General features: G+C 64.3%; 27 protein-coding genes. 10 read left to right on the top strand and 17 right to left on the bottom strand.

Annotated features, from left to right (window positions below; translation table 11 throughout):
• Positions 1–12: 12 nt before the first annotated feature.
• The 4 genes from JKG68_RS05235 to JKG68_RS05220 are packed head-to-tail and all read right to left on the bottom strand — an operon-like array spanning position 13 to position 3,343.
• Entirely contained in the window at positions 13–720 is a 708-nt protein-coding gene (locus tag JKG68_RS05235; protein ID WP_202056603.1) for an ABC transporter ATP-binding protein, read from the bottom strand.
• Positions 707–1,471, bottom strand: coding sequence for an ABC transporter ATP-binding protein (locus JKG68_RS05230; protein WP_202056769.1), 765 nt, complete (start codon positions 1,469–1,471; stop codon positions 707–709). The genes JKG68_RS05235 and JKG68_RS05230 overlap by 14 nt, the downstream gene beginning before the upstream one ends.
• Positions 1,464–2,480, bottom strand: coding sequence for a branched-chain amino acid ABC transporter permease (locus tag JKG68_RS05225; protein ID WP_202056600.1), 1,017 nt, complete (start codon positions 2,478–2,480; stop codon positions 1,464–1,466). Before JKG68_RS05225 ends, JKG68_RS05230 begins: the two co-directional genes overlap by 8 nt.
• A complete protein-coding gene (locus tag JKG68_RS05220) occupies positions 2,480–3,343 on the bottom strand; it encodes a branched-chain amino acid ABC transporter permease (RefSeq protein WP_202056599.1) in 864 nt (287 codons plus the stop codon). Before JKG68_RS05220 ends, JKG68_RS05225 begins: the two co-directional genes overlap by 1 nt.
• 433 nt (positions 3,344–3,776) lie before the next feature.
• Between JKG68_RS05220 and JKG68_RS05215 the strand changes: the two genes are divergently transcribed.
• The gene (locus JKG68_RS05215; RefSeq protein ID WP_246515104.1) at positions 3,777–5,069 is read left to right on the top strand and encodes a TetR/AcrR family transcriptional regulator; all 1,293 of its coding nucleotides are present in this window, start codon (positions 3,777–3,779) and stop codon (positions 5,067–5,069) included.
• On the opposite strand, the gene JKG68_RS05210 is transcribed toward JKG68_RS05215, so the two are convergent.
• The 3 genes from JKG68_RS05210 to JKG68_RS05200 are packed head-to-tail and all read right to left on the bottom strand — an operon-like array spanning position 4,967 to position 9,331.
• Complete coding sequence (locus JKG68_RS05210) at positions 4,967–5,953, bottom strand: alpha/beta fold hydrolase (RefSeq protein ID WP_202056593.1); 987 nt, start codon at positions 5,951–5,953, stop codon at positions 4,967–4,969. The genes JKG68_RS05215 and JKG68_RS05210 overlap by 103 nt on opposite strands.
• A 24-nt stretch (positions 5,954–5,977) precedes the next feature.
• Complete coding sequence (locus JKG68_RS05205) at positions 5,978–8,083, bottom strand: 3-hydroxyacyl-CoA dehydrogenase NAD-binding domain-containing protein (protein ID WP_202056592.1); 2,106 nt, start codon at positions 8,081–8,083, stop codon at positions 5,978–5,980.
• Between the two features lie 45 nt (positions 8,084–8,128).
• Entirely contained in the window at positions 8,129–9,331 is a 1,203-nt protein-coding gene (locus JKG68_RS05200) for an acetyl-CoA C-acyltransferase (RefSeq protein WP_202056591.1), read from the bottom strand.
• Between the two features lie 264 nt (positions 9,332–9,595).
• Here JKG68_RS05200 and JKG68_RS05195 point away from each other — a divergent pair, with 264 nt between their 5' ends.
• The 7 genes from JKG68_RS05195 to JKG68_RS05165 all read left to right on the top strand — a co-directional run bounded on the left by JKG68_RS05195 (position 9,596) and on the right by JKG68_RS05165 (position 16,957).
• Positions 9,596–10,609 (top strand): NADPH:quinone oxidoreductase family protein, encoded by a 1,014-nt coding sequence (locus tag JKG68_RS05195; protein ID WP_202056589.1) that lies wholly within the window; start codon positions 9,596–9,598, stop codon positions 10,607–10,609.
• Positions 10,606–12,279, top strand: coding sequence for a dicarboxylate--CoA ligase PimA (gene pimA / locus JKG68_RS05190; protein ID WP_202056587.1), 1,674 nt, complete (start codon positions 10,606–10,608; stop codon positions 12,277–12,279). The genes JKG68_RS05195 and pimA overlap by 4 nt, the downstream gene beginning before the upstream one ends.
• Positions 12,280–12,326: 47 nt before the next feature.
• The gene (gene pimC / locus JKG68_RS05185) at positions 12,327–13,523 is read left to right on the top strand and encodes a pimeloyl-CoA dehydrogenase large subunit (protein ID WP_202056584.1); all 1,197 of its coding nucleotides are present in this window, start codon (positions 12,327–12,329) and stop codon (positions 13,521–13,523) included.
• Positions 13,524–13,556: 33 nt separating this feature from the next.
• The gene (locus tag JKG68_RS05180; RefSeq protein ID WP_202056581.1) at positions 13,557–14,705 is read left to right on the top strand and encodes an acyl-CoA dehydrogenase family protein; all 1,149 of its coding nucleotides are present in this window, start codon (positions 13,557–13,559) and stop codon (positions 14,703–14,705) included.
• Between the two features lie 13 nt (positions 14,706–14,718).
• Complete coding sequence (locus JKG68_RS05175; protein ID WP_202056578.1) at positions 14,719–15,960, top strand: acyl-CoA dehydrogenase; 1,242 nt, start codon at positions 14,719–14,721, stop codon at positions 15,958–15,960.
• A complete protein-coding gene (locus tag JKG68_RS05170) occupies positions 15,957–16,721 on the top strand; it encodes an SDR family NAD(P)-dependent oxidoreductase (protein WP_202056576.1) in 765 nt (254 codons plus the stop codon). The genes JKG68_RS05175 and JKG68_RS05170 overlap by 4 nt, the downstream gene beginning before the upstream one ends.
• A 68-nt stretch (positions 16,722–16,789) precedes the next feature.
• Entirely contained in the window at positions 16,790–16,957 is a 168-nt protein-coding gene (locus JKG68_RS05165; RefSeq protein ID WP_202056574.1) for a YqaE/Pmp3 family membrane protein, read from the top strand.
• Positions 16,958–17,055: 98 nt separating this feature from the next.
• On the opposite strand, the gene JKG68_RS05160 is transcribed toward JKG68_RS05165, so the two are convergent.
• On the bottom strand, positions 17,056–17,664 hold the full coding sequence (locus JKG68_RS05160; RefSeq protein ID WP_202056572.1) for a hypothetical protein: 609 nt from the start codon (positions 17,662–17,664) through the stop codon (positions 17,056–17,058).
• A 285-nt stretch (positions 17,665–17,949) separates the two neighbouring features.
• Here JKG68_RS05160 and JKG68_RS05155 point away from each other — a divergent pair, with 285 nt between their 5' ends.
• Entirely contained in the window at positions 17,950–18,156 is a 207-nt protein-coding gene (locus JKG68_RS05155) for a hypothetical protein (protein WP_202056570.1), read from the top strand.
• A 52-nt stretch (positions 18,157–18,208) separates the two neighbouring features.
• On the opposite strand, the gene JKG68_RS05150 is transcribed toward JKG68_RS05155, so the two are convergent.
• Entirely contained in the window at positions 18,209–18,373 is a 165-nt protein-coding gene (locus JKG68_RS05150; protein WP_202056567.1) for a hypothetical protein, read from the bottom strand.
• A gap of 620 nt (positions 18,374–18,993) precedes the next feature.
• Here JKG68_RS05150 and JKG68_RS05145 point away from each other — a divergent pair.
• The gene (locus JKG68_RS05145; protein WP_202056565.1) at positions 18,994–19,407 is read left to right on the top strand and encodes a response regulator; all 414 of its coding nucleotides are present in this window, start codon (positions 18,994–18,996) and stop codon (positions 19,405–19,407) included.
• Between the two features lie 70 nt (positions 19,408–19,477).
• Here the strand turns inward: JKG68_RS05145 and JKG68_RS05140 are convergent, their stop codons facing one another.
• The 8 genes from JKG68_RS05140 to JKG68_RS05105 all read right to left on the bottom strand — a co-directional run bounded on the left by JKG68_RS05140 (position 19,478) and on the right by JKG68_RS05105 (position 26,946).
• A complete protein-coding gene (locus tag JKG68_RS05140; RefSeq protein WP_202056560.1) occupies positions 19,478–20,167 on the bottom strand; it encodes a substrate-binding domain-containing protein in 690 nt (229 codons plus the stop codon).
• A gap of 170 nt (positions 20,168–20,337) precedes the next feature.
• Positions 20,338–20,874: a chromate transporter gene (locus JKG68_RS05135; protein ID WP_202056557.1), complete on the bottom strand. Its 537-nt coding sequence runs from the start codon at positions 20,872–20,874 to the stop codon at positions 20,338–20,340.
• The gene (locus tag JKG68_RS05130; protein ID WP_202056553.1) at positions 20,867–21,424 is read right to left on the bottom strand and encodes a chromate transporter; all 558 of its coding nucleotides are present in this window, start codon (positions 21,422–21,424) and stop codon (positions 20,867–20,869) included. The genes JKG68_RS05135 and JKG68_RS05130 overlap by 8 nt, the downstream gene beginning before the upstream one ends.
• Before the next feature lie 87 nt (positions 21,425–21,511).
• Positions 21,512–22,591, bottom strand: a complete 1,080-nt coding sequence (locus JKG68_RS05125; protein ID WP_202056550.1) for an isocitrate/isopropylmalate dehydrogenase family protein — start codon at positions 22,589–22,591, stop codon at positions 21,512–21,514.
• 35 nt (positions 22,592–22,626) lie between these two features.
• Entirely contained in the window at positions 22,627–24,117 is a 1,491-nt protein-coding gene (locus tag JKG68_RS05120; RefSeq protein WP_202056767.1) for a tripartite tricarboxylate transporter permease, read from the bottom strand.
• A 52-nt stretch (positions 24,118–24,169) separates the two neighbouring features.
• Complete coding sequence (locus JKG68_RS05115) at positions 24,170–24,652, bottom strand: tripartite tricarboxylate transporter TctB family protein (RefSeq protein ID WP_202056548.1); 483 nt, start codon at positions 24,650–24,652, stop codon at positions 24,170–24,172.
• 171 nt (positions 24,653–24,823) lie between these two features.
• A complete protein-coding gene (locus JKG68_RS05110) occupies positions 24,824–25,780 on the bottom strand; it encodes a Bug family tripartite tricarboxylate transporter substrate binding protein (protein ID WP_312890734.1) in 957 nt (318 codons plus the stop codon).
• 98 nt (positions 25,781–25,878) lie between these two features.
• On the bottom strand, positions 25,879–26,946 hold the full coding sequence (locus JKG68_RS05105) for a PdxA family dehydrogenase (protein WP_202056540.1): 1,068 nt from the start codon (positions 26,944–26,946) through the stop codon (positions 25,879–25,881).
• Positions 26,947–26,962 lie beyond the last annotated feature (16 nt).

Here is a 26,962-nt window from a genome sequence, read left to right as displayed (position 1 = left end):
CCGGCGCTCCGATCAGGCGCCGATATAGGCTTTTCGAACACGCTCATCATTGAGCAGCGTCTCGCGATCGCCTTCCATGACGATCCGGCCGCTCTCGATGACGTAGGCGCGACGGGCAATCTGCAACGCGGCGTATGCGTTCTGCTCCGCGAGCAGCACCGTCGTCCCATTGTCGTTGATGGTCTTGATCACGCCGAGCACCTGCTTCACCACGAGGGGTGCGAGCCCAAGCGAAGGCTCGTCGAGAAGCAGGACCTCGGGCCGCCCCATCAGGGCGCGGCCGATGGCCACCATCTGCTGCTGGCCGCCGCTCAAGGATCCGGCCGCATCGTTGCGCTTCTCGTGAAGGATCGGAAACATCTCGAAGACCTGATCAAGGATCTTCTGGGTCTCCTTCTTGTCTTGGCGATGCACATAGGCGCCGAGAAGCAGGTTCTTGCGCACGGACATCTCGGGAAAGAGCTTGCGCCCTTCGGGGCAATGCACCACGCCCGCCTGCACGATCTGCGACGGCTTGCGCCCGGCGATGTTCTGATCCTTGAACCAGATGTTGCCGCGACTGAGCTTCCGCAGGCCGCTGATCGCCAGGAAGAGCGAGCTCTTGCCGGCGCCGTTGGCCCCCAGCATCACCACGAGTTCGCCCGGATCGGCATGGATCGTGATTCCGTCGAGCGCCCGGAAGCTGCCGTAGTTCAGCTGAGCCCCCTCAAGCCGCAGCATAGTCGGCTCCCAGATAGGCTTCGATCACCCGCTGGTCGGATCGGATTTGGGCCGGCGTTCCCTCGGCGATCATCTCGCCATGGTCGAGCACGACGATCTTGTCGGCAAGGCTCATGATCATGTCCATCTTGTGCTCGATCAGGCAGACGGTGAGGCCGCTGCGAACCATCTTGCGGATCAGTTCGGCGAGCCCCAGAGTTTCCTCAGGGTTGACGCCGCCGGCGGGCTCGTCGAGCAGAACGATCTTGGGATCGGTGGCGAGCGCCAGCGCAAAGGCGACCCGCTTGCGCTCCTCCTGCGAGATGTCCGCCGCCCGATGATGGGCGACCGACGAGAGCCCCACGAAGTTGAGCACCTCCTTGGCTTTCGCGCGGCAGCTTCGCTCGTCTTCCTTGAGGCGCTGGGTGTTGAAGATCACGTCCCAGAAGGTGGAGGAGGTGCGCAGGCGGTGACCGACGATCAGGTTGTCGAGCACGGTTGCCTGATCGAACAGGTGGGTCGACTGGAAGGTCCGGGCGACGCCGAGCCTGGCAACCTGATCGGGCCTCAACCCTGTCACATCCTGCCCGTCGAAGACGATGCGGCCTGCTGTGGGCCGGTGGGACCCGCTCACCAGATTGAAGAAGGTTGTCTTGCCTGCCCCGTTCGGCCCGATGATGGCGTTGATGCGTCCCCTCTCGAAGGAGGTGGTCACGTCGCGCACCGCGGTCAGTCCGCCGAAGCGCTTGGTCAGTCCTTGGATCTCAAGCATTGGTGCGCGCCTCCTGCCCGGAGCCCAGAACGGCTCTTTGAAGGCGTCTGTCCTGCACGGATGCGGCCGCGCGCTTGATCTGCCGCTCCCGGTAGTAGCCGATGAGACCTTGCGGGAAGTACATGACCAAGAGGATCAGGAGAGGACCGAAGATGATCATCCGGTAGTCCTGCAGGAATTGCAGGGATTGGGTCAGCCAAGTGAGCAGGATCGCGCCCAGAAGAGGCCCGAACAGCGTCCCGATCCCGCCGACCAGAATGAAGGCGATCATGTCGAAGGTGTGACTCTCGAGCGCCATGCCTGGGCCGATGAAGCGCACGAATCCGGCATAGAGCGCGCCGGCCATGCCCGCGTAGAAGGTGGACAGCACGAAGGCGAGCACCTTGGTGCGCATCAGGCTGATGCCCAGGGTCTCGGCGAGATCCTCGCTGTTGCGGATGGCCACGAAGGCCCGGCCGAGGAGCGAATGCACGATCCGGCTCATCAGCCACAGGCTCGCCACCAGGAAGAACAGAACGAGGTAGTACTGGGACCAGGTGTGGTCGAAGCGGAGCGGCCCGATCCCGGTGGGCGCCGGGATGTCGATGATGCCCACCGTGCCATGGGTCAGGGCATCCCACTTCTCGATGATGAGATAGATGATGAAGCCGACGCACAGGGTGAAGATCGAAAAGAAGTGCCCTTTGAGCCGCAGCGACAGGAGGCCTGCGAAGACGCCGATGAAGGCGGAAAGAAAGCCTGCGATCACGAAGGCGATCCAGTAGGGCACCCCGTAATCCACGGTCAGGATGCCGACCGTGTAGGCGCCGATGGCCATGAAGCCTGCATGGGCGAGGTTGAGCTGCCCGGTATAGCCGAGGATCAGGTTCAGCCCCACCGCCGCGATGGCCATGATGTAGGCCAGCGACATCACGTAGATGTAGTAGTCGTTGGCTGCGATCACCGGGAAGGCGATGGCCGCGACCAGAAGGAGAGCGAGCAGAGGTTTCTGCAATGCGGTCGAGGGCATCACCGGGCTCCGCTTGGAAAGAGGCCCTGGGGCCTCAAGGACAGGATCAGGACGAGAAGCGCGAAGGCGATGATGTCCTTGTAGTTGGTGGACACGTAGAAGGCGCCGAAACTCTCCGCGAACCCGATCACGAGGCCGCCGACGATGGCGCCCGGAATGCTGCCCATGCCGCCGAGAATGATGATCACGAAGGCCTTCATGATCACCAGATGGCCCATGGACGGATAGATCAGGTTGATCGGCGAGAAGAGGGTTGCGGCCACGGCCGCCAGAGCTCCCGAGATGGCGAAGGTGAGGATGGACACCTTCGTGGCGTCGATGCCCACAAGAGAGGCCCCTTCCCGGTTCTGCGCCATCGCGATGATCGTCGAGCCGACGAGCGTGCGCGTGAGGAAGAGATGCAGGACCAGCATCAGCCCGAACGCAGCCGCGATGATGATGAGACGCTGGGCGGGCGCGACGAGGTCGAAGACCCGGACGATCTGCGGATAGGGAGGAGCGAGGCGATGGAACTCCGCGCCCCAGGTCGCCTGGATGCAGGCTTCGAGGAAGAGGAGAAGCCCGATGGCCGCGATCATGTCGTGCAGCGGCGGCGCATCCTTAAGCCTGTGAAAGATGAGCCGGTCTGACAGCACGGCCAGCAGCGCGACCACTGCGGCGGCGCCGATCATGGCGACCCAGTAGTTGGCCCCCAAGGTGCCGACGAAGTAGAAGGCCGCATAGGCCCCGACCATGTAAAGCGCGCCATGGGCGAAGTTGGGGATGTGGAGAATCCCGTAGACGAGCGTCAGACCGAGCGCCACGAGCGCATAGACGCTGCCGAGCGTAAGCCCGTTCAAAAGCTGCTGGAAAAATATGTTCAAGGAGCCGCGTCCTCCTCTTGGGCACCGGGGCCGGCTTCGGTCACGAAATTCCCGCCTGGCTAGGGCAGGAACGAGGGCTTGGCCTTGCGGCCGCAGGCACCTCACATCGAACCAACCGAGATCCTCGGATCGTTTCCTCTCGAATGAACGGTACGGATTTTTTTATGGACCGTACCGCCGGCGGCACTGCATTGGCGCCACCGGTGATTGGGCAAAAGACTGACACGATATAAATATGGCGTCAACGGATCCTTGAGTCCGTTTTTTAAGCCTTTCGTTGACGTCTCGAACTGTGTCGCTGCGGCATATTAGAATAACCGGTACAGTCATTCTGTGGCGATCCCGGCATCGCGCTCGACTTAAAATCATGCTAGGAGCTGAACGATGGGTGGCTTGTGCACCCGCCTCCCCGGCAAGGAGCCGCGAGATTGTTATGACGCCCTCTTCCAGTGCCCTCCCGCGCCAGACCAAGCGCTATGAGCAGAAGCGGCAAGCCATTCTCGATGCTGCGGTGCGCCTGTTCAACCAGAAGGGCCTGAAGGGAACCACCTTGGCGGATGTGGCGCAGAGCGTCGGGCTCATCACCAACAGCGTCACCTATTACTACCGCAAAAAGGAGGAGCTCGCGACCGCGTGCCTCGTGCGCTCCATCGACGTGCTGGAAGGGATGATTGCCGCAGCCCTCCAGGAGGCTGCTCCCGAGGATCGGCTGCGTGCGATCCTGCACCTCTACTGCGACAAGCTTGCGGAGAGCGCATCCGGTGACCAGCCTCCCCTCATGAGCTTCAGCGACATGCGGTCCCTGACCTCTCCTCATGCGGAGCTGGTGTTCGGCACCTACAACCAGATGTTCCGGCATCTGCGCGGCCTTTTCGAGCTGGACAGCGATCCTTTCCTGACCCGCGCCCACCGCAACGCCCGGACCCATCTGATCATCTCGGTCATGCACGGCGTCCGGCACTGGATCGACCATTATGAGCCGGAGGATTACCGGCGCGTCGCCGACAGGGTGAGCGACATTCTCATCGGAGGCCTCGCCGCGGCGCGATCCGGCTGGGGTCCGACCGTGCTTCCGCAGATGACTTGGCCGTCGGCCGAGGAGGTCTCTCCCGAGGCCTTCCTGCGCTCGGCCACCATCCTGATCAACGAGCAGGGCTATCGCGGCGCCTCCGTCGAGAAGATCTCGGCCCGGCTCAATGTGACCAAGGGCTCGTTCTATCACCACAACGACAACAAGGACGACCTCATCGCAGCCTGCTTCGAGCGGACCTTTGCGGTCGTGCGCCAGGTTCAACGGGCCGCCGAGGCCAATGGGGAGACCGGCTGGGACCATCTCTGCGCGGCGACGAGCGAGCTCGTTCGCTATCAGCTCTCCGACCAGGGGCCCCTTCTGCGCATCTCCGCCTTCAGCGCTCTTCCTGAAGCCATGAGAGGCGAGACGAAGCGCACCATGGACCGGCTGGCGCAGCGCTTCGGCAGCTTTGTGGTGGACGGTATGGTCGACGGGTCGATCCGCCCGCTCGATCCCTCCGTGGCCGCTCATATGGTCGACAGCATCATCAACGCAGCCGTCGAGCTGGAATGGTGGGTTCCCGGGATCACCCCGGTATCCGCAGCCGACCTCTACGCAAAGCCCCTGTTCATGGGCGTGTTCACCCCGGAGGCCGAAGCGGAGGCCCAGCCCGCCAGCACGGCACGGATCGCGGCAACCAGGGCAAGCGGCTGATCGATCGGCACATGGTGGTAGGCTTCCGGGATCTCGACGATCGGCGTGCCGGGCGGCGGGATGCGGCGCATGCGCTCGATATCGCCCGCCTGCATCAGCGTCGACCGGGCGCCCAGGAGGATGGACAGGGGACATTTTGGGGCGGACAGGGCGGGCGCCGGATCTTCCCATTCGTAGTCGCGCCAGAGAAACGGATCGAAGCGCCAGGTCCAGCCTGAGCCTTCCGGTGTTTGAACCTGAGCGAGCGAGGTTCGGGCGATGAAATCCGCAATGAAGAGGTTCTCGCAGGGTTGCGCGGGAACGAGGCGGAAGCGCTGCAGCGCCGCCTCAAGGGTAGGATAGATCTTGTGGGGGCGCATCTCCCAGGCGGCGCCCTTGTTCCGGCGCTCCCGGCTCCGTTCGGGCGAGAAAATCGGCGTGTCGACCGTGATGACCCCGCCCAGGCGCTCGCCGTGCCGCGCAGCGGCCTCGAGGATGGGGAAGCCTCCGAAGGAGTGGCCGATGAAGACGGGCTTTGCCGGGCCGGCGAAAAGACCTGTCTTCTCGGCAACCGTCATGGCCTCCTGGAGGAAGAGGTCGAAGGAGTAGCGCTCGCGGCGATCCGAGCCGCCCATGCCGGACCAGGACGGCGCGGCACACCGGTAGTGCTTTGCGAAGAACGGCGCGATGAAGCTCCACCAATCCGCATGCGCGCCGTTGCCGTGCAGGAAGAGGAGCCCGGGCTTTCCGCGCTCCCCCCAGGTCAAGGTTTCGATCCGGGCGCCTGCCGCCTCGACGAAGCCGCGCTCGGGAGCGTCCGCAAGAGCCTTCTCGAACCAGTCCGGCGCGCCGGGGTGCGCACCGGAGAGGGTACGGAGGCTCGGTTGGTGAACCACATCGTTCATGCCGGGCGCGATCCGTGTCAGACGTTAGAGCTCCCGAAAGCCCCTGCCCTCGGAGGCGAGGCGCTCGAGCAGAGCGGAGGGCTTGAACTCCGGCCCGAGCTTCGCCTCGTAGTCCCGGAGCCGTTCGAGCACCTTGGCCAGACCCACCTGCTCGCCATAGAACATCGGGCCGCCGCGATAGACGGGCCAGCCATAGCCGTTGATCCACACGATATCGATGTCTGAAGAACGGATGGCGATGCCCTCTTCCAGGATCTTGGCACCCTCGTTCACCATCGAATACACGCAGCGCTCCAGGATTTCCTGGTCCGAGATCGCTCGCCGCGTGATGCCCTTCTTGGCGGAGAGGTCGAGGATGATCTGCTCCACGAGCCCGGACGGCTTCGCCTTGCGGTTCTCGTCATAATCGTAGAAGCCCGCGCCCGTCTTCTGGCCGCGCCGGTCCTGCTCGCAGAGGATCTCCCGCACCGTCTCGCCCTTCGAGGTCTCCCGCGACCAACCGATGTCGAGGCCGGCGAGATCGGCCATGGCGAAGGGCCCCATGGGGAAGCCGAAATCGTAGAGCACGCGGTCCACGTCCCATGGCATCGCGCCTTCCAGCACCAGGCGGTTGGCCTCGCGCTGGCGCGGCTCTAGCATCCGGTTGCCCACGAAGCCGTGGCAGACGCCCACCAGCACCGCGATCTTGCCGATCTTGCGGCCGAGCTGCATGGCGGTGGCGATCACCCGCTTGTCGGTCTTCTCACCGCGCACGACCTCGAGAAGCCGCATGACGTTGGCCGGCGAGAAGAAGTGCATGCCGAGCACGTGCTCGGGCCGCTTCGTCATCGCGGCGATCTCGTTCACGTTGAGATAGGACGTGTTGGTGGCGAGAATCGCGCCCGGCTTGGCGATGGCATCGAGCTTCGTGAAGATTTCCTTCTTGATGGCCATGTTCTCGAACACGGCCTCGATGATGAGGTCGCAATCGGCTAGCGCGGACAGATCGAGGCTGCCGGTGAGGAGCTCCATGCGGCGCTCCACGTCCTCGGCCGTCATGCGGCCCTTCTTGGCCGTGCTCTCGTAGTTGCGCCGGATCACCGACAGGCCGCGTTCCAGAGCCTCCGGCTTGGCCTCGACGATGGTGACAGGCAGCCCGGCATTGGCGAAGTTCATGGAGATGCCGCCACCCATGGTGCCGGCGCCGATGATGCCCACCTTCTTGACGGGCAGCGTCGGCGTGTCGTCGGAAATATCGGGGATCTTCCAGACCTGGCGCTCCGCGAAGAACACGTGCCGCTGGGCGGCGGATTGCTCGCCGCTCACGAGCTCCTGAAACAGCTGGCGCTCCAGCCTGATGCCCTCGTCGAAGGGCAGGTTCACGGCGGCCTCGACGCAGCGGATGTTGTATTCCGGCGCCTGGAAGCCGCGGAACTTGCGGGCATTGGCCTTGCGGAAATCATCGAAGATCTCCGGCCTGCCGCGGGCCGCCTCGATCTTGTCGTCGAGATCGCGCACCTTCTTCAAGGGGCGGTTCTCCGCGACGACCTTGCGAGCGAAGGCAATCGCGCTCGCCGGCAGGCTGCCTTCCTCCACAAGCTCGTCGACAATGCCCATTTCCTGCGCGGCTTTTGCAGAAATCTGGCTGCCGGACGTGACGAGGTCGAGCGCCCGCTCGGGACCGACCAGACGCGGAAGGCGCTGCGTGCCGCCGGCTCCCGGCAGAAGTCCCAGCTTCACCTCCGGAAAACCGCACTTGGCCGAGGGCACGGCGAGCCGGTAGTGGCAGGCGAGCGCCGTCTCCAGTCCGCCGCCGAGGGCCGTGCCGTGAAGGGCGGCGATCACCGGCTTCGTGGAGGCTTCGATGATGTCCACCACCTCGGGAAGGTTCGGATGCTTCGGCGGCTTGCCGAACTCGCTGATGTCGGCGCCCGCGAAGAAGGTACGGCCCGCGCAGTGCAGCACCACGGCCTTGACGGCCGGATCGGCGTCGGTCTGCCGGATGCCTTCCACGAGGCCTTCGCGGACCTGAGCCGAGAGCGCGTTTACCGGAGGCGAATCGACGGTGAGCACGGCGACCTCGCCGTCTCGCGCCAGTTCGACGACAGGATTGATGCGGGTTCTCGAAGCTGCTTCTGCCGCCGTATCCATGCTGTTCTCCATCCCAGATCCTCGGCTTCGTGCCGAAGCGTTGTCTTAGTAGATTTCGAAAAGACCCGCAGCCCCCATGCCGCCGCCGACGCACATGGTGACGACGCCGTATTTGGCGCCCCGGCGCTTGCCCTCGACAAGGATGTGCCCCGTCATGCGGGCTCCCGACATGCCGTAAGGATGGCCGATGGAAATCGCGCCGCCGCTCACATTGAGCTTGTCGTTCGGGATGCCGAGCCTGTCGCGGCAGTAGAGCACCTGGCAGGCGAAGGCTTCGTTCAGCTCCCAGATGTCGATGTCGTCCACCGTGAGGCCATGCTGCTTGAGCAGCTTCGGCACGGCAAAGACAGGACCGATGCCCATCTCGTCCGGGCTGCATCCGGCAACCGCCATGCCGCGATAGGCCCCGAGCGGCTGGAGGCCGCGGCGCTCGGCTTCTCGCGCCTCCATCAGAACGGAGGCCGAAGCTCCGTCCGAGAGCTGTGAGGCATTGCCTGCCGTGATGAAACGCCCTTCCCTCACCTGCTGCCCATCCTTGAAGACGGGCTTCAGGCCTTGCAGATCCTCGAGCCGGGTCTGCGGTCGATTGCCCTCGTCCTGCGAGAGGGTCACCTCCCGCTCGGAGGCGGCGCCGCTCGCCTTGTCGACGACGATCATGCTGGTTGTCATCGGGGCGATCTCGGCCTTGAAGCGCCCTTCCGACTGGGCCTGCGCCGTGCGCTGCTGCGACTGGAGGGCATATTCGTCCTGCGCCTCGCGGGAAACGCCGTAGCGGTCGGCGACGATCTCCGCCGTTTCGAGCATGGACATGTACAGCGCCGGAATGCGCTCCACGAGCGCGGGATCCTGCCCGCGGTAGCGGTTGGCGTGCTCGTTCTGGACGAGCGAGATCGATTCGAGCCCGCCGCCCACCGCAACGTCGATGCCGTCGACCATGATCTCCTTGGCGGCCGTCGCGATGGCCATGAGGCCAGAGGCGCATTGGCGGTCCATGCTCATGCCGGCGACGCCCGTGGGCAACCCGGCGCGCAGGGCGGACTGGCGGGCGACGTTGCCGCCGGTCGAACCCTGCTGAAGGGCCGCGCCCATGACCACGTCGCCGATCTCGCCGGGATCGATGCCGGCGCGCTTCACGGCCTCGGCGATCGCATGACCCCCGAGAGCCTGGGCCTGGGTATTGTTGAACGCGCCGCGATACGCCTTGCCGATCGGGGTACGCGCGGTGGAAACGATGACAGCCTCACGCATTTGGAGATCCTCCCTGGACCGTCGGGAGCCCTTGGGGCTTCCTGCTCTCGAGGTGGCTTGAATCAGGCCAGGCCACGTGGTTTCGCCTTTTTGGAGTGTATTAATGACAAAAGCGGTATGTTTTTGTCTACCCCAAATACCTTTGAAAATATAAGAAAATTTCCATTTCCTGATGTTTTTCGAAAAATCGGCTTGCATATCAAACCATCGGCAGTACCCTACCCACCAACAACAACGATGCGCTTTCTCGGGAGGAAGCGAAGGATGCTGGCCCTACTCAGCAGGCGGCCGGGCGGACCGGAGACGCTCGCGCTGGAAACCCTGGCCGAGCCGCGCCCGAAGCCGGGCGAAATCCTGCTCGCCGTACGGGCATGCGGGGTGAACTATCCCGATGCGCTGATCATCGAGGACCGCTACCAGTTCAGGCCCGAACGTCCCTTTGCGCCGGGCAGCGAGGTCTCCGGAATTGTCGAGGCTCTGGGCGAGGGCGTGACCTCCCTCAAGGTAGGGGATCGGGTGATCGGCTCCTGCGGCTGGGGCGGGATGGCCGAGAAGCTCGCCCTTCCCGCCGAGCGCTGCATCCCGATGCCGGACGCGATGCCGTTCGACGAAGCGGCAGCCTTCATCATGACCTATGGCACCTCCTATCACGCCCTCAAGGACCGGGCCGCTCTGAAAGCCGGCGAGGTTCTGCTGGTTCTGGGCGCGGCCGGAGGCGTCGGGCTCGCAGCCGTCGAACTCGGCAAAGCCATGGGGGCGCGGGTCGTTGCAGCCGCCTCGTCGGACGAGAAGGCGGCCCTTGCGAGAAAGCACGGCGCCGACGAAAGCATCGTCTATCCCGCCGGCCCCTTGGACAAGGACGGCGCGAAAGCTCTGGCCGAGCAGTTCAAGGCCGCGTGCGGGTCGAGCGGCGCCGACGTGATCTACGATCCGGTCGGCGGCGATTATTCCGAGGCGGCGCTGCGCGCCATTGCTTGGGAGGGGCGGTTTCTCGTGGTCGGGTTTCCGGCGGGCATTCCGAAGCTTCCGCTCAACCTGCCGCTCCTGAAATCCTGCCAGATCGTCGGCGTGTTCTGGGGCGCCTTCGCCAAGCGGGATCCTGCGGCCAATGCGGCCAACATCCGCGAGCTTCTCGACCTCTATGCGCGCGGCGCCATCAGGCCGGCTATCTCCGAGCGCGTTCCCCTGGCCCGAGCAGGCGATGCCATCGCGGCGCTCAGTGCCCGCAAGGCGATGGGCAAGATCGTTGTGACCATCGACGGAACGGAGGGCCGATGAGCCGTCAGACCTTTCCCTGGGAGCGCTCCTATCCGCCGGGCGTCCGCTGGGACGCGCCTATCAGGCAGACCACCCTGCCGAAGCTTCTCGACGAGGCTGTCAGCGCCTATGGCGACAGGCCCGCCATCGAATACCGGGACAGGCACATCAGCTATTCGGAGATCGGCCGCCAAGCCGATGCCATGGCGTCGGCCCTTCTGGCGACGGGCATCGGCGCCGACGGGGCTCTTGCTCTCTATCTGCCCAATACGCCCTACCATCCCTTCGCATTCTTCGGCGGCGCGAAGGCCGGCATCCGGCTCGTTCACCTGAGTCCTCTCGATGCGGAGCGCGAGCTGGCGCACAAGCTGCATGACAGCGGCGCGCGCATTCTCGTGACGACGAACCTCGCCACCATGCTGACCATGGCCCTCAAGCTCCTCGACGGCGGCCATGTGGATCGGGTGATCGTCGGCGAGGATGCGGTGTGGGGCCCCTCGCCGGCCCCTGTCATGCCGATCCCCGACAGGCCGGATGTGACCTCCTTCGAAGCGTTTACGCGGGATGCGGATCCGCATCCGCGATGGCCTTCGATCACGGCCGACGACATCGCTCTGCTGCAATATACCGGCGGCACCACCGGCACGCCGAAAGGAGCCATCCTTACCCATGGCAATCTCACGGCCGCAGTTGCCATGTACGAGGCCTGGTTCGGCCCGCAGCTGAACACGCGTCCCGGCGAGCAGAAGGTGATCTGCGTCCTGCCGCTGTTCCACATCTATGCCCTGACGACGATCCTGCTGCGGCAGATCCGGAACGGCAACGAGATCCTGCTGCGCCTGCGCTTCGATCCCGAGACGACCCTGAGCGATATCGAGACGAAGCGCGCCACAGCTTTTCCGGGCGTTCCCACCATGTGGATCGCGCTGGCCAACTACCCGGATCTCGAGAAGCGCGACTTCTCCTCCCTGATCCATTGCAGCTCGGGCGCAGCGCCGCTTCCCATCGAGGTGGCGGAGCGCTTCAGGCGCCTGACGGGCCAGAGGCTTCTGGGCGGCTGGGGCATGACCGAGACCTCGCCTGCCGGCACGAACCTGCCGCTGCGGGGACCGCCGAAACCGGGCTCCATCGGCATTCCCATGCCGGGCGTCGAGCTCGACATCGTGTCCCTCGAGGAGCCACGCACCGTTCTTGGCGTCAAAGAGATCGGAGAGCTGCGCATCAGGGGGCAGAATGTCAGCCGCGGCTACTGGAACAAGCCCAAGGAGACCGCCGAGGCCTTCACGCCGGAAGGATTCCTGACCGGCGATATCGGCTACAGGGACGAGGACGGCTATTTCTTCATCGTCGACCGCCGCAAGGACATGATCATCTCCGGCGGCTTCAACGTGTATCCGCAGGTGATCGAGCAGGCCGTCTACGAGCATCCGCAGGTGGAGGAGGCGGCCGTTGTGGGCATTCCCGATCCCTATCGCGGCGAGGCCGCCAAGGTGTTCGTCAAGCTGAAAGCGGATGCGCCGGGCTTCACCCTGGACGAGCTGCAGTCGTTTCTCGCCGACAAGCTCGGCAAGCACGAAATGCCGGCGGCCCTCGAAATTCGCGACGCTCTTCCCCGCACCTCCGTGGGCAAGCTGTCCAAGGTCGAGCTGCGCGAAGCCGAACGCGGCACGACTGAGCGCGCCGCATCATGACCACTCTCATCTGCTCAACTCGATTTTCCGTCTAGAGGACATCCGCCATGGATCTGCGCTTCACCGATGAGGAGCTCGCCTTCCGCGAAGAGGTTCGCGAATTCTTTCGCACATCGCTCCCCGACCCGATCCGCCGCAGGATGATTGAGGGCCATCATCCGAGCAAGGATGACCTCGTCACCTGGAGCCGCATCCTCAACGCCAAGGGCTGGGCGGTGCCGCACTGGCCCGTGGAATGGGGCGGCACCGGCTGGAGCCCGGTCAAGCAGTACATCTTCCGCGACGAGCTGCAGCAGGCGCCCGCCCCCGAACCGCTCGCCTTCGGCGTCAGCATGGTGGGTCCTGTGATCTACACCTTCGGCAACGACGATCAGAAGCGCCGCTTCCTGCCCCGCATCGCCAATCTCGACGACTGGTGGTGCCAGGGCTTCTCGGAGCCCGGCGCCGGATCGGATCTCGCATCCCTGAAGACCACGGCCAAGCGGGACGGCGATCATTACATCGTCAACGGCCAGAAGACCTGGACCACGCTGGCCCAGCATGCGGACTGGATCTTCTGCCTCGCGCGCACCGACTCCGCCGTGAAGAAGCAGGAGGGAATCTCGTTCCTGCTCATCGACATGAAGACGCCGGGGATTACGGTGCGTCCCATTCAGACCATCGACGGCGGCCACGAGGTCAACGAGGTGTTCCTCGACGATGTGCGCGTGCCGGTCGAGAATCTCGTGGGCCAGGAGAACAAGGGCTGGGATTATGCCAAGTTCCTGCTCGGCAACGAGCGCGTAGGCATCGCCCGCATCGGCATCTCGAAGGCGCGGCTGAAGCGCGTGCGCGAGCTCGCGAGCCTGGAGCGCGTAGGCGACGTTCCGCTGATCGAGATTCCGCGCTTTCGCGAGAAGCTCGCGGCCGTCGAGGTGGAGCTGAAGGCGCTCGAGATGACGCAGCTGCGCGTGGTCGCCGCCGAGGGCAGGCGCGAGAAGGGCAAGCCCGATCCGGCCTCCTCGATCCTCAAGATCAAGGGCTCCGAGATCCAGCAGGCCACCACCGAGCTGCTGATGGAGGTCGTGGGTCCCTTCGCCCTGCCCTATCAGCCGGAGGAGGAAGGACGCAACGAACCCACGGATGGACCCGATTGGGCGAGCACCATCGCGCCAACATACTTCAACTGGCGCAAGATCTCGATCTATGGCGGCTCGAACGAAATCCAGAAGAACATTATCGCCAAGGCGATCCTGGGGTTCTGACCTCTGTGACAAGAGTTTTAAGGGAACGCGACAATGGACTTTGATCTCAGCGAAGAGCAGCGCCTCCTGAAGGACAGCGTCGACCGCCTGATGGCGGACCGCTACGATTTCGAGAGCCGCCAGCGCTATGCAAAGGAGCCGGAAGGCTGGAGCCGGGACCTGTGGAGCGCCTATGCGGAACTCGGTCTCCTGGCCCTGCCCTTCGATGAGGCTCATGGGGGCTTCGGCGGCGGGCCGGTGGAGACCATGACGATTATGGAGGCCTTCGGACGCTCCCTTGCGCTCGAGCCCTATCTGGCAACCGTGATCCTTGGCGGCGGACTGATCCAGCACGGCGGCAGCGACGAGCAGAAAGCCGTCTATCTGCCGCAGGTCGCCACAGGCGACCTGCGGCTCGCCTTCGCCCACACGGAGCGGCAATCGCGCTACGATCTCTTCGATATCGGCACGACGGCGCGGCGCGACGGTGGCAGCTTCGTTCTCGACGGTCAAAAGAGCGTCGTGCTGCACGGCGACAGTGCGGACAAGATCCTGGTGTCGGCGCGTGTTGCCGGCTCCCGCCGCGACCGCGACGGCATCGGCCTGTTCCTGGTCGATGCGAATGCTCCGGGCCTGTCGCGACGTGGCTATCCGACTCAGGACGGCCAGCGCGCCGCGGAGGTGACGCTGGAAGGTGTGCGGGTCGATGCGAACAACGTCATCGGCAACCCGGAAGGTGCCTTGCCTGTGATCGAGCGCGTGACCGATGTGGCCATTGCGGCTCTGGCTGCGGAGGCCATCGGCGCCATGGACGAGATGCTCAAGCTCACGGTGGACTACCTGAAGACCCGCCGCCAGTTCAACACCACCATCGGATCTTTCCAGGTGCTGCAGCACCGCTCTTCCGAGGTGTTCATTGCCGTCGAACAGGGCCGAAGCATGGCGATGTTCGCGGCCATGATGGCGCAGGACCGGAATGCCGAGGAGCGCCGCAAGGCGATTTCGGCCGCGAAGGTGCAGATCGGGCGCTCCGGCCGCTTCGTCGGCCAGCAGGCGGTTCAGCTCCATGGCGGCGTCGGCATGACCATGGAATACAAGGTGGGCCATCTCTTCAAGCGGGTGACCATGATCGACATCCTGTTCGGCGATGCCGATCATCATTTGTCCAAACTCGCCGAAGCCGGCGGCCTGATGGCAGCCTAGAGAGGGCACCCCGATGCTGTTTCCCATCAGCCAACGCGCCGAAGAACTCCGCAGCCGCGTGGCGGAGTTCATGGAAGCTCACGTTTATCCGGCGGAGGAGATCTTCGAGCAGCAGCTCAATGCCATGCCTAGCCGCTGGGGCGTGCCGTCCGTGATGGAGGATCTGAAAGCGCGCGCCAAGGCTCAAGGGTTGTGGAATCTGTTTCTGCCGAAGCGCCATTATCCGGATTCGTTATCGAATCTGGAATACGCCATGATCTGCGAGATCATGGGCCGCTCGCCCATCGGCGCGGAACCCTTCAACTGCTCGGCGCCCGATACCGGCAATATGGAAACCCTCATCCTGTATGGCACGGACGAGCACAAGCAGCGCTGGCTGAAGCCCCTGATGGAGGGCGAGATCCGCTCCTGCTTTGCCATGACGGAGCCGGACGTCGCTTCGTCCGACGCCACCAACATCCGCACCGAGATCCGCCGCGACGGCGACGATTACGTCATCAACGGCCGCAAGTGGTGGACCTCCGGCGCCATGGACCCGCGCTGCAGGATCGCCATCGTCATGGGCAAGACCGATCCCGACGCGCCGAAGCATCAGCAGCAATCGATGATCCTGGTGCCGATGGACACGCCGGGCGTACAGGTGATCCGCCCGCTCACGGTCTTCGGCTATGACGATGCGCCTCATGGCCATGCGGAAGTCGCGTTCGAAAACGTGCGCGTGCCGGCCTCCAACATGCTGCTTGGCGAGGGCCGCGGCTTCGAGATCGCGCAAGGGCGCCTCGGGCCGGGGCGCATCCATCACTGCATGCGCTCCATCGGCTTGGCCGAGCGGGCGCTCGAGACCTTGTGCAAGCGCGCCCTGTCCCGCAGCACCTTCGGCAGGCCGGTGGCCGACCACGGCGTGACGCGCCACTGGATCGCCGAATCGCGCATGGAGATCGATCAGGCTCGCCTGCTGACGCTTCAGGCCGCGCGCATGATGGACGAGGTCGGCAACAAGGCGGCCCGCGCCGAGATCGCCATGATCAAGGTGGTAGCCCCGAACGTGGCCCAGAAGGTGGTGGACCGCGCCATCCAGGTTTGCGGCGGAGGCGGCGTGTCCCAGGATTTCCACTTGGCTTACGCCTATGCCCGCGCCCGTGTGCTCAGGCTCGCGGACGGTCCGGACGAAGTGCATCGCGAGACGGTCGCCAAGATCGAATTGGCCAAATACAAAGCCGCCGACCGGCTGCACAATACAGGGCCTGCCGCATGACAACTCCGTTCGACCTCACCGGCAAGGTTGCCATCGTCACCGGATCGAGCCGCGGCATCGGTCGCTCCATCGCGGAAACCATGGCGGGCCTGGGGGCCAAGGTGGTTGTATCGAGCCGCAAGATCGAGGCCTGCGAGCCGGTGGTGGAAGGCATTCGGCAACGGGGCGGTGAAGCGGTCGCCATCCCCTGCAACATCTCCCGCAAGGACGAGGTGGAGGCGCTGGTGGCCGGCACGCAGGAGCGTTTCGGACCCGTGGACATCCTGGTCTGCAACGCTGCCGTCAATCCCGTCTACGGCCCCATGAGCTCGTTAACTGACGAAGCCTTCGACAAGATCATGGGATCCAACGTGAAGAGCAATCTCTGGCTCTGCAATCTCGTCATCCCGGGCATGGCGGAGCGCGGCGACGGCGCGGTCGTGATCATCTCGTCGATCGCGGGGCTGAGAGGCACGGGCGTGATCGGCGGCTACGGCATCTCGAAAGCCGCCGACTTTGCGCTTGCCCGCAACCTTGCGGTGGAATGGGGCCCGAGGAACGTACGGGTCAACTGCATCGCGCCGGGCCTGATCCGGACGGATTTCGCCCGCGCCCTCTGGGAGAACCCTGAGGCCCTGGAGCAGCGCAACAGCCAGACACCCCTGCGCCGGATCGGAACCCCCGACGAGATCGGCCCCGTGGCCGCCTTCCTGGCCTCCCCGGCGGCACGCTTCATGACCGGCCAGACCATTGTGGTGGATGGCGGCGTCACGATTGCCTGAAGGCTGAGCCCGGAACAGGATGGTCGCAATGCCGTTCCCTTGGCAGTTTCAACTCTGACTGCGGTGCCATGGGAAATCTTCTGCGCGTCCTGCTTGCCATCCTGCTGCCCCCTGTCGGCGTGTTCTTCACGGTCGGGTTGGGCGGGCAGTTCTGGCTCAACATCCTTTTGACGATCCTGGGTTACATTCCGGGAATCGTGCATGCGGTCTGGATCATCGCCCGCCAGCCACGCTGAGACCGTTTGCCGCGCTCGGGAGCGAGGCCCCAGCAGGGGCCTCCTTGGCGCCGCTGGCCGGCGCAATGGCTCACGGGATCGAACGACCTCAAGCCGAGCTAGTACATCTGCCCGTTCGAACGAGGGAAGCTGCCGGTCGCCTCAGGATCCGCGCGCCTGAGCTGTCCCGCATTGGGAACCCACTCCCGGTTCTGGACACGGTCACGGCTCTCCTGTTGCCCCCGTGCGAAGGCCCCGCCGGATGTATGACCGCCCTGCCCGGCGGTCTGACTGCCGATGCGATCCTGGCCTCTCGTGGCCTGCTCACGGGTGGTGGGACCACCGCGACCAAGGCCAAGGTCCTCGTAAGGGCTGGTTCCCTCCTGACGCGGCATGGGCCTCTGAGGCAGGGGAGCCCGGTTGGCGCTCCTGTCGCGATTCTCATAGGTGTCATTAGGTTGCGGGTTGGGCACGCGCCGGCGCTCGGGAATCCTGTTGCGGATTTCATTCTGCTCCCGAACCTGGCGCTCGTATTGTCTGCGCTGATAAATGCCGAGGGCGCAGCCCGCGAGAGCGCCTTTTATCCGGTGACCGCCGGCGAAATGACCGGCGACAGCCCCGCCCAGACCGTACTTGAGACAACCGCCGGGGCGGCTCTGAGCCTCGGCCGAGCCAGCGGCAACGCCGAGCGAGAGCATGACGGCGGCGGCGAGTGCAATCTTCTTCATGGGCTGAACCTCTGATGCTCCTGGCCAACGTAGGCCTGTTCCAAGAGGTTCCTGTTTGGGTGGGTGTTCTCTCGTGCATGGCTGAATGGAGATGTTGCGGCAACGGCCGATCCACCCGATGTCTCTAGGATCTTGATCCCAATCAGGTTGCAAAGAGAGGAGACCTGCCACCCTGACCGCACATTCGCCACAAAATCCCGCTGCTTTGCACAGCAGCGACCCTGAACGGGGCAAGAATGAAGGGGCATTCAGCGGCATACCCGCGCCAACAGCGAGAGCTCTTGAATGTTAGGTCTTCCCCCGACTGACGCCCCGGCAGCCACGTTTTCCCTCCCGGCCGACAGCGCGTCCAATCGATTACTGGACTCCCCCGAGCTTCAAAGGCTCGGAGAACTCCTGCAGGAGACCTATGCTCCGGTCGAGGAGTCCCTCCCGGCTCGTTTGGCGGAGCTCGTGGAAACGCTGGCCCGCCGCGAGCAAGGCAGGGAGTAGGTGAGCCGCCCATCGGCAGCCCAGGCCCTGTCCGAACCTTGCAGCTTGAGCCTCAGATGCTCCCGGCGCTCTGACCGTCGCTTGGGTTGATCCCATCGCTCAGATCGTCCTTGAGGGCTTTCTCGCAGCGATCGACATGGCTCATGGCGCGCCGGCGCATGTCTTGGGTGTCATGACAGGGCTCGCTTACGTCCTGCTGGCAGAATTGGCAGATCATCGGCTTGGCCTCACCTTGCAAAGGAGCGTGCCAGGCCAACCAGCGCACACGTCCGAGGTTCCCTGCAGTCCTTCATTCTCCGCCTCGAACAAGATGCGAGCTTCCGCATCTTCGCGGAAGCTCGGTGGAAGCGGCTGAGACTGGAGAGATCCTGCTCTGCAGTTCAAGGCCCGTCAGAGGCTGGCGAGCAGAAGGCTTGCCCCGATGAATGAACTCACGGAGGCGACAAACATGATCGACGCGCGCTGGAGAGATGGGCCGGGGCTGGTTGCTTGGACGGGAGACGAAGCGCTGCCCTGTGCGGCTTCCAGAGTTTGGATGTTGTTCATAGGCTTGACCTTGATTCCTTGTTGAGGACGCATGGTCAGCAAACGCAGGCGATTGCCCGCCTATTCCATCACGGAGTTTATAAGAATGTTTCAGGAGCAGCCGCGTCCCGCTCCTGCGATGGACAGTTGCCAAAGAATCGATCGAGGAGGTGCGGCGGCATCGCAAGGCTAGGCCTTCCCTTTGCGTCGGGCGCCAACTCTATTTGGGATGATCCCTCAAAGTGGCATGTTCGATTAAGCCGGCATTAATCGGATCGGGCGGAAAATCGAGCATCATTTGGGGAAACCAAGATGCTTACGGATTCCCGATCAAAGGCCACGGTCCTTATCGTCGAAGATGACGCGGTCACCCGCGAGCTCCTCGCTCAGCTGCTTCAGACAGGCGGCTTCGATGTGATCGTCGCACCAACCGGGGAGCGGGGCTTGCTGCTCTTGAGCCAGCAGGGAGACGAGATCGACTGGCTCGTAAGCAAGGTGAGCCTGCCAGGGCTCGTCTGCGGATGGATCCTGGAGGACGAATACCATCAGCATCACCCCGACCGGCCAGCGCTGCTGATCTCCCCTGCCAGTCCGGCCGATATGCCGTCCGCACATGCAGTTTTCATTCAACCGGCGGCCGCCATGCGGGTTCTCGAGGTCCTGCAGGCTTTGAAGAGTCCTGTAGCGGCCCAGGTCGTCCAGTTTCCCAGCTCAAAGGCCGCCTGACCTGTCCGTCGCGTACAGGCAAGCGGGCCGGCGCCTTCACGGCGAGAGGTCCCGCTGTGAGGGCCGCCGCTTATGCGGGCTCCATACCATACTGGCGTTTCACCGCATCCGCTTCCGGTGAGGTCAAGTAGGCGACCAGTGCGTGCGCTTCCTCGGGGTGGGAGGACATGGTGGATACGCCAGCCGTGAAGATGGTTACGGCTTGGATCTCAGGCGGCAAGGAGCCTACGATCTCGATGCCGGGAACATGCAGCAGTTCGCTCAACTGTTGGAAGCCGAGATCCGCCTCACCTCGCGCCAGCATCGTGCCCACCGGTACACCTGGAGGAGCCTGAAGAGCGCGCTGCGCGGCTGACTGGGACATGCCCCATCGCTCCAGCAACCGCATGAGATGGTCGCCGCTTGGCCCGGTGGAATAGCAGATCTTGTCCGCCTGCAAGATCGCCTGCTTGACGGCTTCTTCGTCACTGACATCAGGCCGCTGCATGCCCGAGCGAACCGCCATCGCAATGGATGATCGTGCAAATCCCATTCGGGTCCCGGAGGCGATATGCCCCTCGGACTCCAGTTGCTCCATGACGTTTCCGGCCAGGACGACGATGTCGGCGGGCTCACCGGCCCGGAGCAGCCGGGCTGCCTCCACGCCACCCATGGACCTTACTGCAAACTGCACCCCTGCCCTTTGTTCATACACCGCAGCAAGATCGGCCAGAATTTGCCTCGTTGCCATGGATGATATGCCGTTGAAACGATGGGTCATTCATTGCTCCAATGCAGTGCGAGCCGGGCTGCCGGCATTCGGCCAATATATGCCAGTTCAGCAGCATTGCTCCAGAGGATGGAGGAGGGCTTGATATTGCTTCATGAAAGCCTTCCGAAAAGGAGCCTTCAAAGAGTTACGCTTCTCGTTTGCGCGAGAATCCTAAGCGATCAAAGCCCGTCGTGCAGGATCGCGAAAGCGACAGCGCCGGCCGCGAGCAGGATCAGCGGATTGAGCGTCGGACGCCAGCCGAGGACGGCAGCCGCGATGCCTGCCACTGCCCAGGACAGGATGCCCGCACCGGCGATGCGGAAAACCGCGAAAACCCCGGCCAAGATCAGCCCTGCGCCAATGGGCGCAAGCCCGGCCTCCAAGGCGGTGTGCCAGTGGCGGCCGCGATAATGGTTCCACATCTTGGTCACGCCGTAGCAGAGGAGCGATGAGGGGATAAACAGCGCAAGCGTCGCCACGATGGCGCCGGTCCAGCCCGCCACCTTCCAGCCCAGCAGGGTGACGAGCATGGAACCCGGGCCGGGTGCGGCGCGAGCAATGGCGAAGAGGTCGACGAACTCACGGGCGGTCACCCAGCGATGGACTTCAACGGACTGATGCTGGATGCCCGCAAAGATGCTGGGACCTCCGCCGATGGAGACCAGCGAGAACGGCACGAACACGGCGATCAGGGACCAAAGAACGTTCTCACGCATCGGACGAGGCCTTCCACCAGGCAAAGGCGATGGAGACGGGCGCAAGCCCCAGCACGACCGGCACCAGCGGCCATTGCAGCAGGCCCACGGCCACGAAGGTCGTCATCAGGATCAGGAACGGCACGAGCTTGCGGCTCGCGCCGTAGGCGCCCTTGAGGGCGACGATCAGCAGAAGCCCGATGGCCGCTGCCGCCGCCCCGCTCATGGCGTCCTGGATCCACGGCATCGTGGCGATCTGGGCATAGGCTGTCGCCAGCGCGATCACCGCAAAGAACGGGCCGATCACGAGACCGGTGAGAGCGCAGACCGCCCCCACGGGGCCGCGCAGGCGCTGCCCAATATAGACCGACAGATTGGTGACGTTTGCTCCCGGCAGGATCTGGGAGAGCGCCAGGCCCGAGAAGAAATCGTCGTCGTTCATCCAGCCCCGCAGGGTCACCACCTCGCGATAGATCCAGCCCGAGAGCCCGCCGCCGAAGCTGAACAGCCCCACGCGAAAGAACACGAGAAAGAGGGACGCGAGGGGAACATGGTCCCGGGTCGGGGTCATCGGCAATCCGGGATTAAGCCTTGGCTGCTGCCTGGGGGAAGGAATGCGGGGCCGGGCGCATCGGCCCCTTCCCTGTTACGGGCATTCCTATACCTTCTGGCGGATTGCGTCCGCAATGGCGGCGGCGGACCGGCTGCAGGATGCGTTGCCGCCGACATCGACCGTGCGGGTCTCCGGGCTTTCGAGCACGCGATCGACAGCCCGCTCGATGGCCTTCTCGGCCTCGAGCAGATCCTCGCGCCCATGCTTCTGGCCGAGCCAGCCGAGGAGCATCGCTCCCGACGTGACCATGCTGATCGGGTTGGCCTTGTCTTGGCCTGCGATATCCGGCGCGGAGCCGTGAGAGGCGTTCGCCATGGCGTGATTGACGCCGGCATTGACACCGCCGCCAAGGCCGAGGCCGCCCGCGAGCGCGGAGCATAGATTGGAGATGATGTCCCCGAACAGGTTCGTCATCACCACAACATCGTAGCGATCCGGCGTCATGTAGACATCGGCGTTGAAGGCATCGACAATGGACGAGGTCCATTGCACGTCCGGATACTCTGCGGCCACCTTCACGCATTCATTGTAGAAGAGGCCGTCCGTCATGCGGAAGATGTGCTTCTTGGTGACGATGGTCACATGCTTGCGCCGCCTGCGCGCCCATTCGAACGCGCTGCGCGCGATCCGGTTCGAGGCATGCGCGGTGATCTTGCGCATGGAGATCGCGACGCCCTCCACCGGCATCACCTCGCCATAACCTTCGAACATGTTGCGGTCCGGATAGAAGCCCTCCGAATTCTCGCGCACGATCAGCACATCGAGGCCGGGCCGCGCGTGGGGCACGCTGGGGTGCGAGCGCGAGGGGCGCAGGTTGGCATAGAGATCGAGATCGTGGCGGAACCGGCCCGGGACGTTGATGCCGCCCTCGCCAGGCGCGGGATAACCGCCATTGTCGCACGGTCCGAGGAGGATGCCGTCGGCTTCGATGGCAGCTTTGTACACGCTGTCCGTGAGCGTGGTGCCGTGGGCCTTCAGGCTTGCATGGCCCACCATATGCTCCTTGAACCGCAGGTTCAGGCCATAGGTCTCGTTGGCGGCCTCGAGCGCAAGCACGGCCGCGTGGGTGATTTCGGGGCCGATGTGGTCGCCGGGCAGAACGGCGATTGTAAGAGGAGCAGGCATGTCGGTCTCCAGGGGAGTCAAAAGGAAAGAAGCGGTCAGGCGCGGCGCAGCCGCAGAACCACCGGCACGAGGAGGAAGGCCGCGGCGATCACCAGCAGGCTCACGGCCAGCGGATGGGTCATCGGGTTGTAGAACACCGACAGATCGCCTTGGCTGATGGCGAGCGCGCGGCGGAAGTGCTGCTCGGCCATGGGACCCAGAATGATGCCCACGATACAAGGCGCGACAGGCACGTTGAGCAGCCTCATGCCGAACCCGCCGATGCCGATGAGCCAAAGCAGCACGAGATCGACGATGTTGTTATTGAGCGAATAGGCGCCAAGCGTCGCAAAGGCCAGAATGCCGCCGTAGAGCCAGGGCTTGGGCACGAGAAGCAGCTTCACCCATATCCCCGCCATCGGCAGGTTGAGCAGAAGCAGGAATACGTTGCCGATATAAAGGCTTGCGATCATGCCCCAGACGAGTTGCGGATCGTTCTCGAACAGCAGCGGACCGGGCTGCAGCCCGTACTGCTGGAACGCCGCGAGCATGATGGCGGCGGTCGCGGAGGTTGGCAGGCCCAGGGCGAGAAGGGGCGTCAGCACGCCGGCAGCCGACGCGTTGTTGGCGGCCTCCGGCCCTGCCACGGCCTCGATGGCCCCATGGCCGAACTCCTCGGGCTTCTTGGCGAGGCGCTTTTCGACCACATAGGACAGGAAGGTCGGGATCTCGCTGCCGCCGGCGGGCAGCGAACCGATGGGATAGCCGATGGCGGTTCCGCGCAGCCACGGCTTCCAGGAACGGCTCCAATCCTCCCGGCTCATCCAAAGCGAGCCCTTGAGGGCATAGATCTCTTCCTTCTCGTGCCGGTAGCGCGAGGCCTGGTACAGCGCCTCGCCGATGGCAAAGAGGCCCACGGCTACGATGACGACGTCGATGCCGTCGAGCAGCTCCGGGATGCCGAAGGTCAGGCGGGCGGCGCCTGTCTGGTTGTCGATGCCTACGAGACCAAGCGTCAGCCCGAGCATGAGGCTGGCCATCCCGAGAGCCAGGTTCTCACCCAGCACGGCCGTGACGGTCACGAATGCCAGCACCATGAGGCCGAAATACTCGGCAGGGCCGAACAGCAGCGCGAACGACACCATGGCGGGGGCCACAAAGGTCATCGCCAGGGTGGCGATGGTGCCCGCCACGAAGGAGCCGATGGCCGCGGTCGCGAGAGCCTGTGCGCCCCGGCCTTTACGGGCCATGGCATGCCCGTCGATGGCGGTCACGATCGCGCCGGATTCGCCCGGCGTGTTGAGCAGGATCGACGTGGTCGACCCGCCGTACATGGCGCCGTAATAGATACCGCCGAACATGATGAAAGCGGCTGTCGGCTCGAGGGCGGAGGTAACAGGCAACAGGAGCGCGACCGTAAGCGACGGCCCGATGCCCGGAAGCACGCCGATGGCGGTGCCGATCGTGACGCCCACCGCTGCCCATAGGAGATTGATGGGAGCCAGGGAAACAGTGAACCCCTGGAAGAGTAGTTGCAGCGTTTCCATCATGTCGCGAAGCGCCCGGTATGGTTTGCATCAAAGGGTGGGAAGCGGGGGATCAGTCGTTCATGAAGGTCTCGACAATCCATCCCTGCGGCAGCGAAAGTCCCAGCACCTCGTTGAACATGTAGAAGGATGCTGCGCTCAACAGGAAGCCGATGAGGAGATCGAGCACGATGCGGCGACTGCCGAACGCCCGCGCGACGGTTGCAAAAAGCAGCGTTGTCGCCACGATCCACCCGGCCGTCGTGAGCAGAGCCATCTGCAGGACGAGTCCCGCAAGCACGATCAGCATAGGCGCCATGTCGTGCTTCAGCCATTGATCCGCGGAAACCCTGCCCCGAAGCGCCTGCCAGAACAGGGCCGCGGCATTCGCCGCGAGGCCGAGGGCAACGAGCAACGGGAAAAAGGCAGGTCCAACCGTCGCCTGCTGCGTGGGCGGGGTCAGCGAGACCGTTTCCACCGCCACGAGAACGGCAAGAAGGAACAGGATGGCTCCGAGAGCGAGGTTCCCGATCTGAAGCTTGGTTGTCGAATGCATCGAGCGACCTCCGTCGATCATCATGGCGCATCGATGATCTGGTCGGCATCCACGCCGCGAACAGGTCTGCTTCCGGGCAATGCGGGATTGCCGTGAAGGCCCTGGCTCGCGTCGGTGGCGGAACAGGACGGCAGACCGGACCCATTCTGCGAACGGGTCCGGCCAGGGAGCTTACTTCAGGAGGCCAAGTTCCTTGAACAGGGTTTCAGCCCGGACATGCTCCTGCTTGACGAAGGCTGCGAACTCGGCTGCCGGCATATAGACGTCGCTCCAGCCACGCTGCTTGACGGCGGCCTTCCAGTCCTCGCTCTTCACCATCTTGTCGATGGCCTGCTCGAGTTCCTGCTTCTCTTCTGCCTTGAGATCCTTGGGCGCGAAGACCGCGCGCCAGTTCACCAGGTTCACGTCGTAGCCCTTCTCCTTGAAGGTCGGAACGTCCACGCCCGGGAGCCGCTCCGGCGAGGAGATGGCGAGCGCACGCACCTTGCCGGCGTTGATCTGGGCGGACAGCTCGCTGTAGCCGCCGGTGCCGACGGTTACGTGGCCGCCCATGACGCCTGACAGCATCTCGCCGCCGGAGGTGAGCACCACGTAATTGATCTTCGACGGCTCGACGCCGGCGGCCTTCGCAAGCAGGCCATAGAGCATGTGGTCCGTGCTGCCGGGACCGGAACCGCCCCACGAGACGGAGCCCGGATCGGCCTTGAACTTGGCGATGAGGTCCTCAAGCGTCTTGTACGGAGAGTCGGCCGCAACGACAATCGGCTGGTAGTCGGCGCTCAGCCGGGCCAGCGGATAGGTGTCTTCGAACGTGACCGTGGACTTGTTGGTGATGATGGCGCCCACGAGCGCGAGACCGCCTGTGAGAAGGGTTGGCGTGCGCTTCTTGTTGTTGACATAGTTCGCAAGACCGATGGTGCCGCCCGCACCGGGCTGGTTGACCACCTGGACACCCGATGCGAGCCCCTCCTTCTGGAGCACCTGCTGCATGATGCGGGCATTCTGGTCGTAGCCGCCGCCGGCGGCGGCCGGCGCGGTGATCTCCAGGCGCTTGATCTCGGCGAATGCCGGGCTTGCGCTCGCGAGTGCGAGAGCCGCCGCGGCAACGATCGTCATGGCTTTCTTCACGTGTTCCTCCTTGGTGTTTCGAACGCCGCTTCGTGCGGCAGCCCGATGAAAAATGCTGTCACCTTTTTGGTGATCTTCTCTTGTGGTCAGTGTGCCCGTCAGCGCCCCGCGGCTGCCCGCCGCGCCCTGTTGCTCGCCAGCGTCGCGGCGAGCGCAATCGCCGACTCCAGTGCGCCGGTGGTGGCGACGCCCTTGCCGACGATGTCGAAGGCCGTGCCGTGCGAGGGCGTGGTGAAGATGGTTTTCAGACCGGCCGTGACGGTGACGCCGCGGTTGAAGCCTTTCAGCTTCGTGGCGATCTGACCCTGGTCGTGATACATGGCGACCACGCTGTCGAACTCGCCTTTGAACGCTCTGATGTAGACCGTGTCGGCCGGATAAGGCCCGGAGCAGTTAATGCCCTTTTCGGCCAGCCCCTTCACGGTAGGCCCGATCATCTCGATCTCGTCGCGGCCGAACAGGCCGCCTTCGCCGGCATGGGGGTTGAGCGCCGCCACCGCGATGCGGGGATTCTCGATACCGGCATTGCTCAGCATCTCGTGCACCAGCGTCACGGCATCGGAGATCGACTGCGGGTTGATCTCCTCGAGGGCTTGCCGAAGCGACACGTGCCCTGTCACGCGGGACATCCACTGGCCGTCGAGCACGTTCATCTCGGAAAAGTAGGTCTTGTGGCCCAGGAGATGGGCGAACATCTTGTGCTCGTCAGGGAACTTCCATCCGCCCGCGAACATCGCGGCCTTGTTGAGCGGCGCGAAAGTGACCGCGTCCACATGGCCTTCGCCGGCGATCTCGATGGCGCGCGCCAGCGTGTCACCCGTGAGCTTGCCCGATTCCGGCGAGATCGAGGCGCGCGGAAGCGTGCTCGGATCGGTGTTGCCCAGATCGATCAGGGGAACGATGTCCTCGTTCCAGTCGATGTCGCTTGCGGAGGAGACGCGGCGCACATCGAAGCTCACGCCTGCATCCTGCATACCACGGTCGAGCACCCGGGCATCGCCCACCAGAACGATCTTCGCAACACTGTTCATGCGGCCGTCGGAGAGGATGCGCGCGCATTGCTCAGGGCCGATGCCCGTGCAGTCGCCCATGGTGAGGGCAATGCGCGGTTTGGCATTGCTGTCGTTCTGGAGCCTGGTGTCCGAAGGATTCTGAGCAGGGGTCATGGCGCGTTCCCAGATC

Source organism: Microvirga aerilata, from assembly GCF_016743775.1.
Lineage (GTDB): Bacteria > Pseudomonadota > Alphaproteobacteria > Rhizobiales > Beijerinckiaceae > Microvirga > Microvirga aerilata.
Note: the sequence above shows the minus strand (reverse complement) of the source record. Positions and strands in the feature narration are given on the sequence as shown.

Excerpts from the sequence above, each read along its gene's own strand:
- JKG68_RS05230 (WP_202056769.1), bottom strand. The coding sequence starts at position 1,471 with ATGCTTGAGATCCAAGGACTGACCAAGCGCTTCGGCGGACTGACCGCG.
- JKG68_RS05170 (WP_202056576.1), top strand. The coding sequence starts at position 15,957 with ATGACAACTCCGTTCGACCTCACCGGCAAGGTTGCCATCGTCACCGGA.
- JKG68_RS05125 (WP_202056550.1), bottom strand. The coding sequence starts at position 22,591 with ATGCCTGCTCCTCTTACAATCGCCGTTCTGCCCGGCGACCACATCGGC.
- JKG68_RS05235 (WP_202056603.1), bottom strand. The coding sequence starts at position 720 with ATGCTGCGGCTTGAGGGGGCTCAGCTGAACTACGGCAGCTTCCGGGCG.
- JKG68_RS05215 (WP_246515104.1), top strand. The coding sequence starts at position 3,777 with ATGACGCCCTCTTCCAGTGCCCTCCCGCGCCAGACCAAGCGCTATGAG.
- pimC (WP_202056584.1), top strand. The coding sequence starts at position 12,327 with ATGGATCTGCGCTTCACCGATGAGGAGCTCGCCTTCCGCGAAGAGGTT.
- JKG68_RS05155 (WP_202056570.1), top strand. The coding sequence starts at position 17,950 with ATGTTAGGTCTTCCCCCGACTGACGCCCCGGCAGCCACGTTTTCCCTC.
- JKG68_RS05145 (WP_202056565.1), top strand. The coding sequence starts at position 18,994 with ATGCTTACGGATTCCCGATCAAAGGCCACGGTCCTTATCGTCGAAGAT.
- JKG68_RS05115 (WP_202056548.1), bottom strand. The coding sequence starts at position 24,652 with ATGCATTCGACAACCAAGCTTCAGATCGGGAACCTCGCTCTCGGAGCC.
- JKG68_RS05165 (WP_202056574.1), top strand. The coding sequence starts at position 16,790 with ATGGGAAATCTTCTGCGCGTCCTGCTTGCCATCCTGCTGCCCCCTGTC.
- JKG68_RS05160 (WP_202056572.1), bottom strand. The coding sequence starts at position 17,664 with ATGAAGAAGATTGCACTCGCCGCCGCCGTCATGCTCTCGCTCGGCGTT.
- JKG68_RS05105 (WP_202056540.1), bottom strand. The coding sequence starts at position 26,946 with ATGACCCCTGCTCAGAATCCTTCGGACACCAGGCTCCAGAACGACAGC.
- JKG68_RS05135 (WP_202056557.1), bottom strand. The coding sequence starts at position 20,874 with ATGCGTGAGAACGTTCTTTGGTCCCTGATCGCCGTGTTCGTGCCGTTC.
- pimA (WP_202056587.1), top strand. The coding sequence starts at position 10,606 with ATGAGCCGTCAGACCTTTCCCTGGGAGCGCTCCTATCCGCCGGGCGTC.
- JKG68_RS05205 (WP_202056592.1), bottom strand. The coding sequence starts at position 8,083 with ATGGATACGGCGGCAGAAGCAGCTTCGAGAACCCGCATCAATCCTGTC.
- JKG68_RS05200 (WP_202056591.1), bottom strand. The coding sequence starts at position 9,331 with ATGCGTGAGGCTGTCATCGTTTCCACCGCGCGTACCCCGATCGGCAAG.
- JKG68_RS05140 (WP_202056560.1), bottom strand. The coding sequence starts at position 20,167 with ATGACCCATCGTTTCAACGGCATATCATCCATGGCAACGAGGCAAATT.
- JKG68_RS05180 (WP_202056581.1), top strand. The coding sequence starts at position 13,557 with ATGGACTTTGATCTCAGCGAAGAGCAGCGCCTCCTGAAGGACAGCGTC.
- JKG68_RS05195 (WP_202056589.1), top strand. The coding sequence starts at position 9,596 with ATGCTGGCCCTACTCAGCAGGCGGCCGGGCGGACCGGAGACGCTCGCG.
- JKG68_RS05150 (WP_202056567.1), bottom strand. The coding sequence starts at position 18,373 with ATGATCTGCCAATTCTGCCAGCAGGACGTAAGCGAGCCCTGTCATGAC.
- JKG68_RS05210 (WP_202056593.1), bottom strand. The coding sequence starts at position 5,953 with ATGAACGATGTGGTTCACCAACCGAGCCTCCGTACCCTCTCCGGTGCG.
- JKG68_RS05130 (WP_202056553.1), bottom strand. The coding sequence starts at position 21,424 with ATGACCCCGACCCGGGACCATGTTCCCCTCGCGTCCCTCTTTCTCGTG.
- JKG68_RS05175 (WP_202056578.1), top strand. The coding sequence starts at position 14,719 with ATGCTGTTTCCCATCAGCCAACGCGCCGAAGAACTCCGCAGCCGCGTG.
- JKG68_RS05120 (WP_202056767.1), bottom strand. The coding sequence starts at position 24,117 with ATGGAAACGCTGCAACTACTCTTCCAGGGGTTCACTGTTTCCCTGGCT.
- JKG68_RS05225 (WP_202056600.1), bottom strand. The coding sequence starts at position 2,480 with ATGCCCTCGACCGCATTGCAGAAACCTCTGCTCGCTCTCCTTCTGGTC.